This window comes from Betaproteobacteria bacterium, assembly GCA_009693245.1.
Taxonomy (GTDB): Bacteria; Pseudomonadota; Gammaproteobacteria; order Burkholderiales; family SHXO01; genus SHXO01.
The window spans coordinates 24,594-31,430 of sequence record SHXO01000033.1; the positions used below are offsets into that span (position 1 = coordinate 24,594).

Below are 6,837 nucleotides of genomic sequence, written 5' to 3' on the forward strand. Positions count from 1 at the left end.
GTACCCCCTCCTTCCAAGAATCCATGAATCCCGCATCGGCCGATTTTCTCGCCAGCCACACCAGCACACCGGGCGGCCCTTCGTTGCCCTCGCTGTTCAACGATATCACGCAATTCTCCGTGCTACGGGTTACCGGTGCCGGCGCAGGCGCCTTCCTGCAAGGCCAACTCACCTGTGATGTGCTTGGCTTGGCCTTCGATCGCTGGACCTGGGGTGCCTATTGTTCCGCCAAGGGAAGGGTCCTCGCCAACTTTCTGCTCTGGGCGAGCGGGGACGCCTATCGCATTGTGCTGCCGCAAGCCCTAGCCTCTGGCATCGCGAAGCGCCTTCGGATGTTCGTGCTGCGCTCCAAGGTGGTGATAGAAGATGAGCGCGATAGTACGGTTCTATTGGGCATTCGCTTTGGCGAAGACGCGACTCTTCTAGCCACTCTGGGCCTTCTCGAACCATGGACTGAATTTGCCTTGACCCGGCAAAGCACGTTGGAGGTGCTGTGGCTGAGGGATGGCCGCGCTTTGATTGCCGCCCCTGCGCGGGACGCCAAGATTTTCCTGGCCGCGATGCAAGGGAAGGGCCATCTTGAACCGGCTGCACACTGGGACAGCCTGGCAATCGCCCAGGGCGAGCCGTGGGTGCAACCTCAGACGCAAGACGCCTTCGTACCGCAAATGCTCAATTTGGAAATTCTGGGCGGGATAAGTTTCACCAAGGGTTGCTACCCTGGCCAGGAGATCGTGGCCCGCAGCCAGCACCTGGGCCAAGTCAAACGCCGCCTATTTCGTTATGGCGCTACCCCCGGCGAAGCGATCGCGCCCGGCTCGCCAATCTTCTCCCAGGATGGGGCTGTCGTGGGCACCGTGATCAATGCGGTTCCAGGGGCGCAAGGCACCACCGAGCTACTCGCGGTGCTCCAGACACCCGCGCAAGGGGAGCACCTCCATCTCGGCAGCGCGCAAGGTCCCCTGCTTGAACCACGCCCCCTCCCCTACACAGTGCCCGGGCAGGGTGATGGCTAGCTCCTATTACATCTACTACCGAGTCCGCCAGGATTGCGTGGACAGGACCCGCGAAGTCGTGCGAGCGATGATCGGGCGCATTGATACGCTCACCGGCGTAAAAGGACGCTGCCTGCGCAGAGCGGAGGAACCACTACTTTGGATGGAAATCTACGAGGACGTTCCAGATGAGACGGCTTTCGAGCAAGCGCTCGCCGGTGCGGTGCAATCGTGCGAGTTCGCCCGGCTTCTTCAAACGGGCGCCGCGCGCAAGGCCGAACGCTTCGTGTCATGTGCCTAATTCTCTTTGGATACCACGCTCATCCGGCTTACCCTTTGGTGCTGGCGGGCAACCGCGACGAATTTCACGAACGCCCGAGCGCCCCGGCCGAATTCTGGCCCTCCAACCCCGCCATCTTGGGCGGGCGTGATTTGGCCGCTGGAGGTTCCTGGCTCGCCGTGAGCCGGCAAGGCAAGCTTGCGGCGGTGACCAATTTCCGCGATGGCCAACCCAAGGCTGCACACCGGTCGCGCGGTCATCTGGTCAGCGATTACATTGGCTCGAATCTAAATGGGGAGGAACAAATTCAATCTTTAGCACCCGTGCAAGCCGAGTACGGCGGCTTCAACCTCTTGCTATGGGACTCGCAAAGCCTGCATTACTCCTCCAACCGAATGCCCGAATACCAAGCCGTTACGCCTGGTATCCACGGGTTGAGCAATCATCTTCTCGATAGTCCGTGGCCCAAGGTCGAGGCGGGAAAGCAAAAGTTCCAGGCGCAACTCGAAGGCTCGCGCGAGCAACTCATTGGGGGGTTGTTCGATCTCTTGACGGATCGCGCGCAATCCCCCGATGACCATTTACCCCAAACCGGCGTGCCTCTCGACTGGGAGAGAAAACTCTCCGCGGCATTCATTCATACGCCCGCGTACGGAACACGCGCCTCCACAGTGATCGTCGTGGACCGCGAAGGTCATCTGGATTTCGCGGAGCGCTGTTTCGACAGCGCCGGCCAGTGCACCGGCGAGCGCCGGTTCCGGCTCATGGAGTTCGCGTCCCAGCGGAATTACAGAACACGGCTCATATAGCTGTGGGCAATACCCGCTTCCATGAACTCCTCTCCTTCCGCGGCAAATCCATGGCGCCGGTAGAACTCCGCCACGTAGGATTGCGCGTGCAAGCGCGCCACCGCGTGCCCCGCCTGCTTCGCAAGCTCCATTAATCGCACAATCAAGGCACTCCCCACTCCGCTCCTACGCCAGGCTTGCAACACCGCCATACGCCCGATGTGCCCATCCTGCAACAGGCGCCCGGTGCCGATGACCTTACCATCCTGTGTTTCGGCCATCACGTGAATGCAGCGCGCGTCCTCTTCGTCCCACTCCAATTCCACTGGCACTTTTTGTTCTTGTACGAACACGGTTTCGCGGAGGGCGCGCAACTTGTCTCGGTCGGCACTCCAATCGGCCACTAGAATTCGGTAGGGTATCGTCATGGACCCCATTATAATTTTCGCCTTCGGCCCCGTCTCACCCACCTCCACTCGCCCTTGTTCAACCGCTGGAACGACGAACACGCTGCGCAATGCACGAGCGAACTCGCCTTGCGCGCCTATTCCTCGCGATTGCTGGGCGCGGATCCCGCCTTGGTGCTGCATGGCGGGGGTAACACCTCGCTGAAAACACCTGGCGGTGAAACGCTTTGGGTAAAAGGTAGCGGCTCGGACTTGGCGCAGGTTACCGAGCGCGATTTCACCCCGCTCGCCGTTCAGCCCGTGCAGACACTCCTCCAGCAACGGCAATTGAGCAACGAGCAGATGATGGCGGCCCTGGCGCCTTGCGTGCTGGAACCAGGCCGGCCCAAGCCCTCCATCGAAACGCTCCTGCATGCGGCCCTCCCCTTTCGCTTCGTGGAACACACCCACGCTGATGCCATCCTGGCGGTGACCAATACGCAAAACGGTGAAGCCATCGCACGGCGGATTTTTGGCGATCTGGCGCCCCTGGTGCCGTTCAGGCACTCTGGATTCGGCTTGGCTAAGACCGCTTTCGAGGTTTTCGAGAAAGAGCACACCTCCCGCACCGTGGGCCTCATTATCTTGCAGCACGGCGTGTTCGCCTTTGGCGATTCGGCCAAAGAGGCGTACGAAAACATGATCGAGTTGGTCGGACGGGCGGAAACCTATCTTGCCGAACACGGCGCGTGGCATCTCCCTGGCGACGACGCCCCTCCACGATGGAGCGCGCAAGAAATCGCACTGCTACGCCGCGACATCTCGCGCGCCGCCGGGTTTCCCATCCTGGCACGTCTGCACAACGACGCACGGACTCTGGCCTTCGCACGCCGCGCGGACCTCGCGCAACTGTTGCAAGAAGGTCCGGCCACGCCGCAGCACGCGGTCTTCATCAAGCGCACGCCAATGCTTGGCCGCGACGTCGCGAGCTACGCCACGGCTTATGAACGGTACACGGGTGGCGCTTAGGGCGCCTCCGAATCGGCACCACGAGTGGTCTTGGATGCAGCCTTCTGCGCTTTGGTGCTGGGCTTCGGGCCGGACTATCTAGACATTACCAGCGACATCTTCCGCCACGGCCGCGAAATCATGACGCGCGCCAGCGCCCACGACCGCTACCAAGGTCTTCCCGCCCAAGCCATCCTGGAAGCCGAGATTCATTATGTCGGCTTCGAGCGGCGTATTCTCGAACGGCGGCACGAACCCCTGCGCGGCACCTGCTTGGGAATGGCATTGGATGATCATTCCTTGGCCGCATCCCTGAGGGAGACGCTGGCGAAAAGCGGCGCTGTCATCGTCAATCTTCTGGAGGATTCTTCGCCGGAGCGCATCGTCTCCCAGTGGGGCGGGTTGGACGCACTGGTGGTGGAGCCCTCTCAGCGCGCATGTGTGGAACCCCTCATGCCCTTGCTCGAATGCGCGCCCTTCGGCGGAAAACTCCTTTGCCTTTCGGCGAGGCCGCTTCCTTCCACGGCGAACATCCGGAGCATCGCCGTGGGGCCCGATGAAATTCGAATACTCAAAATGCTCATGCGAGAATGACGATCGACACCCTACGCTGGCGCGACGGCGCGCTCGAACTCCTGGACTAACGCGCACTCCCCAACCGTGTCGAATACGTGCGCTTCAGTAAGGCCGAAACCGTGGCGCAAGCGATCAAGGACCTCGTGGTGCGCGGTGCACCGGCCATTGGATGCGCGGCGGCCTACGGCATGGCGCTTGCCGGGGCTGCGTGCGTGGCGGCCCCCGGAGATGCACCTTCCATTCTGCGCAAGGTCCACGATGCGTTGGCGAACAGCCGTCCCACGGCGGTGAATTTATTTTGGGCACTGGACCGGCAACGAAGAATTTGGGAACAGCCGGGCGCCGCAACGGCCCTCGCGGAAAAACTCCTGGCCGAAGCTCACGCTATATTGCGAGAAGACCTAGTAATGAACCGCGCCATGGGAGCCCACGGCGCCGCGCTCATTCCAGAGGGAGCGCGAATCTTGACTCACTGCAACGCCGGGGCCTTGGCCACCGCGGGGCATGGCACGGCTTTAGGCGTCATACGCTCAGCCATCGAGGGCGGCAAGAGATTATCCGTGACGTCATGCGAAACCCGCCCCGTGTTGCAAGGAGCACGCCTTACGGTGTGGGAACTCATGCAGGACGGCATCCCCGTCACGCTCATCCCCGATAATTCCGCGGCCCATATCATGAGCCGGGGAGAGATCGATTTGGTGATCGTGGGCGCCGACCGTATCGCGCTCAACGGCGACACCGCCAACAAGATCGGCACCTACGTGCATGCGGTGTGCGCTGCTCGCCACGCAATTCCCTTCTACGTCGCCGCGCCTTGCTCCACCATCGATCCGAAACTCAAGGATGGTAGCGCCATCCCCATCGAGGAACGCGCGGCCGCGGAGGTGACGGGCTATGGCGCGGAGCGCTGGGTCCCCGAGGGGGTGAAGGTGCGAAACCCCGCCTTTGACGTGACGCCAGCGGAGTTGATCAGCGCCATCATCACGGAGAAAGGCGTTATTAAGCCGCCTTTCGGGAGCACCTTATCTCGTTGGCACGCCTAATGAATCAGATCCACGCTCCGCCCCCAACCTCAATTACCGCGCCATTGATGTAACTGGCCTCATCCGAGGCGAGGAAAGCATAAGTGTTGGCGATCTCTTCAGGCTTCGCCAAACGCCCCAGCGGTACGCGCGCGCGCATGGCCGCCAACACCTTATCGGGAATGGAGCCGATGATGCCCGTCTCCACGAACCCTGGGCACACCGCGTTGGCGCGAATGCCTTTACGCCCCAGCTCACGGGCCCAAGTCTTGGCCATGCCGATCACGCCGAACTTGCTGGCGGCGTAGTTGGTTTGGCCAAAATTGCCATACAGGCCCACCACCGACGACGCATTCAAAATCACTCCCGACCCCTGCTCAACCATGATGTGCACCACGGCCTTCGCGCAGTTGTAGGCGCCCTTGAGGTTAACGTCGATCACCTTGTCGAACTGGTGATCGGCCATCTTGGTGAGCTGGGCGTCCAGGACGATGCCCGCGTTATTGACCAGCACGTCCACGCGCCCGAAGCGTTGCATGACGCCATCGACCATCGTCTGAATAGTGGCGGGCTGGGTGACATCGACCACAAAACCGGCCGCCTCGCCGCCCGCTTGCGTAATCTTCCGCACCAGCGTGCCGACACTTGCCTGGTCCAAATCGCACACCACTACCTTGGCACCCTCGGCCGCGAACTTGATGGCGGTCGCTTCGCCAATCCCGCGGGCACCGCCGGTGATGATGGATACCTTCCCTTTTAGTCTCATTGATTTCGCTTTTCCTCGGACAAAACGCCGCACTGTAAAGAATCGCGCGGCGGCGCACAATCGCTACTTCTCGACACGCTGGCTCTCTCCCCTGCGCCCGGCGAAGAAGCGCTGCAACAAGGCCACCGATTCCCCGGCGAGCACACCCCGCGTCACGCTGGCATGGTGATTCAAGCTGGCATCGGCAAAGAGATCAACCGTGCTCCCACAGGCACCCGTCTTCGGATCGGAGGCTCCGAATACCACCCGCGCAATGCGCGCATGCATGATGGCCCCCGCGCACATCGCACAAGGTTCGAGCGTCACATAGAGGGTGGCGCCGGGAAGACGGTAATTTTGGGCGAATTGCGCCGCCGCCCGTAGCGCGATGACTTCGGCGTGCGCCGTAGGGTCATGACTTCCCACGGGTTGGTTGAAACCCTCGCCTAAAACCACGCCCTCCCGCACTATCACTGCCCCAACGGGAACTTCCAAGCGCCCGGCTCCGTTCTCCGCCAACGCCAGGGCCAGGAGCATGAAATGCCGGTCGGAATCGTTATCTTCCACTGCCTCTCCTACTATTATCTCTACCTAAGTCGGCCAAGCCGGAACAGAAACAGAAGCACACGCCTACGCAACAAGCAAGTTACAAACAAAAGAAGAACCACCGTTTGCCCTGCGGCAGAATCAAGTGGCGCCCCTCGGTGATCCGTCAAAATAAAATTGCTGCCCATCTCGGGAGAGCTAAATCGGGCGCGGTTGGGACGGTTTCAAGATCGACATGGGGCTCCGATTCCTCACTAATAAAGACATAAGGGCACCTCTAATAATTCAGCATTGTAGAGTAGAGCATTTGGAATCTATGTGATAAAAAGCCTCGAAGCGCAAAGTGAGCTTCCCCCGAAATTTCGTCTTCCAAGAGTAGGAGTTTATTCTGGACGAACTGGAGGGATTGAAGATGAAGAAGCTACCAAAGCAGGAGTACACGGCAGAGTTCAAGCAACTGGCGGTGAAGCGCGTCAAGGGAGGCCAAAGCT

The 6,837-nt window shown here is 60.8% G+C and carries 8 protein-coding genes and 1 pseudogene; 6 read left to right on the plus strand and 3 right to left on the minus strand.

All coding sequences use genetic code 11. The features are described from left to right. Nucleotides 1–23: 23 nt before the first annotated feature. The 3 genes from EXR36_07335 to EXR36_07345 are packed head-to-tail and all read left to right on the plus strand — an operon-like array spanning nt 24 to nt 2,084. Entirely contained in the window at nt 24–1,016 is a 993-nt protein-coding gene (locus tag EXR36_07335; GenBank protein MSQ59446.1) for a folate-binding protein, read from the plus strand. Continuing rightward, nucleotides 865–1,296, plus strand: coding sequence for a DUF4936 family protein (locus EXR36_07340; protein ID MSQ59447.1), 432 nt, complete (start codon nt 865–867; stop codon nt 1,294–1,296). The genes EXR36_07335 and EXR36_07340 overlap by 152 nt, the downstream gene beginning before the upstream one ends. Next, the gene (locus EXR36_07345; GenBank protein MSQ59448.1) at nt 1,287–2,084 is read left to right on the plus strand and encodes an NRDE family protein; all 798 of its coding nucleotides are present in this window, start codon (nt 1,287–1,289) and stop codon (nt 2,082–2,084) included. The genes EXR36_07340 and EXR36_07345 overlap by 10 nt, the downstream gene beginning before the upstream one ends. Here EXR36_07345 and EXR36_07350 read toward each other — a convergent pair. Next, nucleotides 2,063–2,491, minus strand: coding sequence for a GNAT family N-acetyltransferase (locus EXR36_07350; GenBank protein MSQ59449.1), 429 nt, complete (start codon nt 2,489–2,491; stop codon nt 2,063–2,065). The two genes, EXR36_07345 and EXR36_07350, sit on opposite strands and share 22 nt — an antisense overlap. Before the next feature lie 54 nt (nt 2,492–2,545). Here EXR36_07350 and EXR36_07355 point away from each other — a divergent pair, with 54 nt between their 5' ends. The 3 genes and pseudogenes from EXR36_07355 (at nt 2,546) to mtnA (ending at nt 5,076) form a co-directional block, all read left to right on the plus strand. Then, entirely contained in the window at nt 2,546–3,478 is a 933-nt protein-coding gene (locus EXR36_07355; protein MSQ59450.1) for a hypothetical protein, read from the plus strand. A 30-nt stretch (nt 3,479–3,508) separates the two neighbouring features. Beyond that, nucleotides 3,509–4,051, plus strand: coding sequence for a hypothetical protein (locus EXR36_07360; protein ID MSQ59451.1), 543 nt, complete (start codon nt 3,509–3,511; stop codon nt 4,049–4,051). Beyond that, a pseudogene (gene mtnA, locus EXR36_07365) lies at nt 4,048–5,076 on the plus strand (S-methyl-5-thioribose-1-phosphate isomerase). The gene EXR36_07360 and the pseudogene mtnA overlap by 4 nt, the downstream one beginning before the upstream one ends. 4 nt (nt 5,077–5,080) lie before the next feature. On the opposite strand, the gene EXR36_07370 reads toward mtnA, so the two are convergent. Beyond that, on the minus strand, nt 5,081–5,821 hold the full coding sequence (locus tag EXR36_07370) for a glucose 1-dehydrogenase (GenBank protein ID MSQ59452.1): 741 nt from the start codon (nt 5,819–5,821) through the stop codon (nt 5,081–5,083). A 63-nt stretch (nt 5,822–5,884) separates the two neighbouring features. Further along, entirely contained in the window at nt 5,885–6,337 is a 453-nt protein-coding gene (tadA, locus tag EXR36_07375; protein ID MSQ59453.1) for a tRNA adenosine(34) deaminase TadA, read from the minus strand. Nucleotides 6,338–6,837 lie beyond the last annotated feature (500 nt).

Excerpts from the sequence above, each read along its gene's own strand:
- EXR36_07335 (MSQ59446.1), top strand. The coding sequence starts at position 24 with ATGAATCCCGCATCGGCCGATTTTCTCGCCAGCCACACCAGCACACCG.
- EXR36_07340 (MSQ59447.1), top strand. The coding sequence starts at position 865 with ATGCGGTTCCAGGGGCGCAAGGCACCACCGAGCTACTCGCGGTGCTCC.
- EXR36_07345 (MSQ59448.1), top strand. The coding sequence starts at position 1,287 with ATGTGCCTAATTCTCTTTGGATACCACGCTCATCCGGCTTACCCTTTG.
- EXR36_07350 (MSQ59449.1), bottom strand. The coding sequence starts at position 2,491 with ATGACGATACCCTACCGAATTCTAGTGGCCGATTGGAGTGCCGACCGA.
- EXR36_07370 (MSQ59452.1), bottom strand. The coding sequence starts at position 5,821 with ATGAGACTAAAAGGGAAGGTATCCATCATCACCGGCGGTGCCCGCGGG.
- tadA (MSQ59453.1), bottom strand. The coding sequence starts at position 6,337 with ATGCTCCTGGCCCTGGCGTTGGCGGAGAACGGAGCCGGGCGCTTGGAA.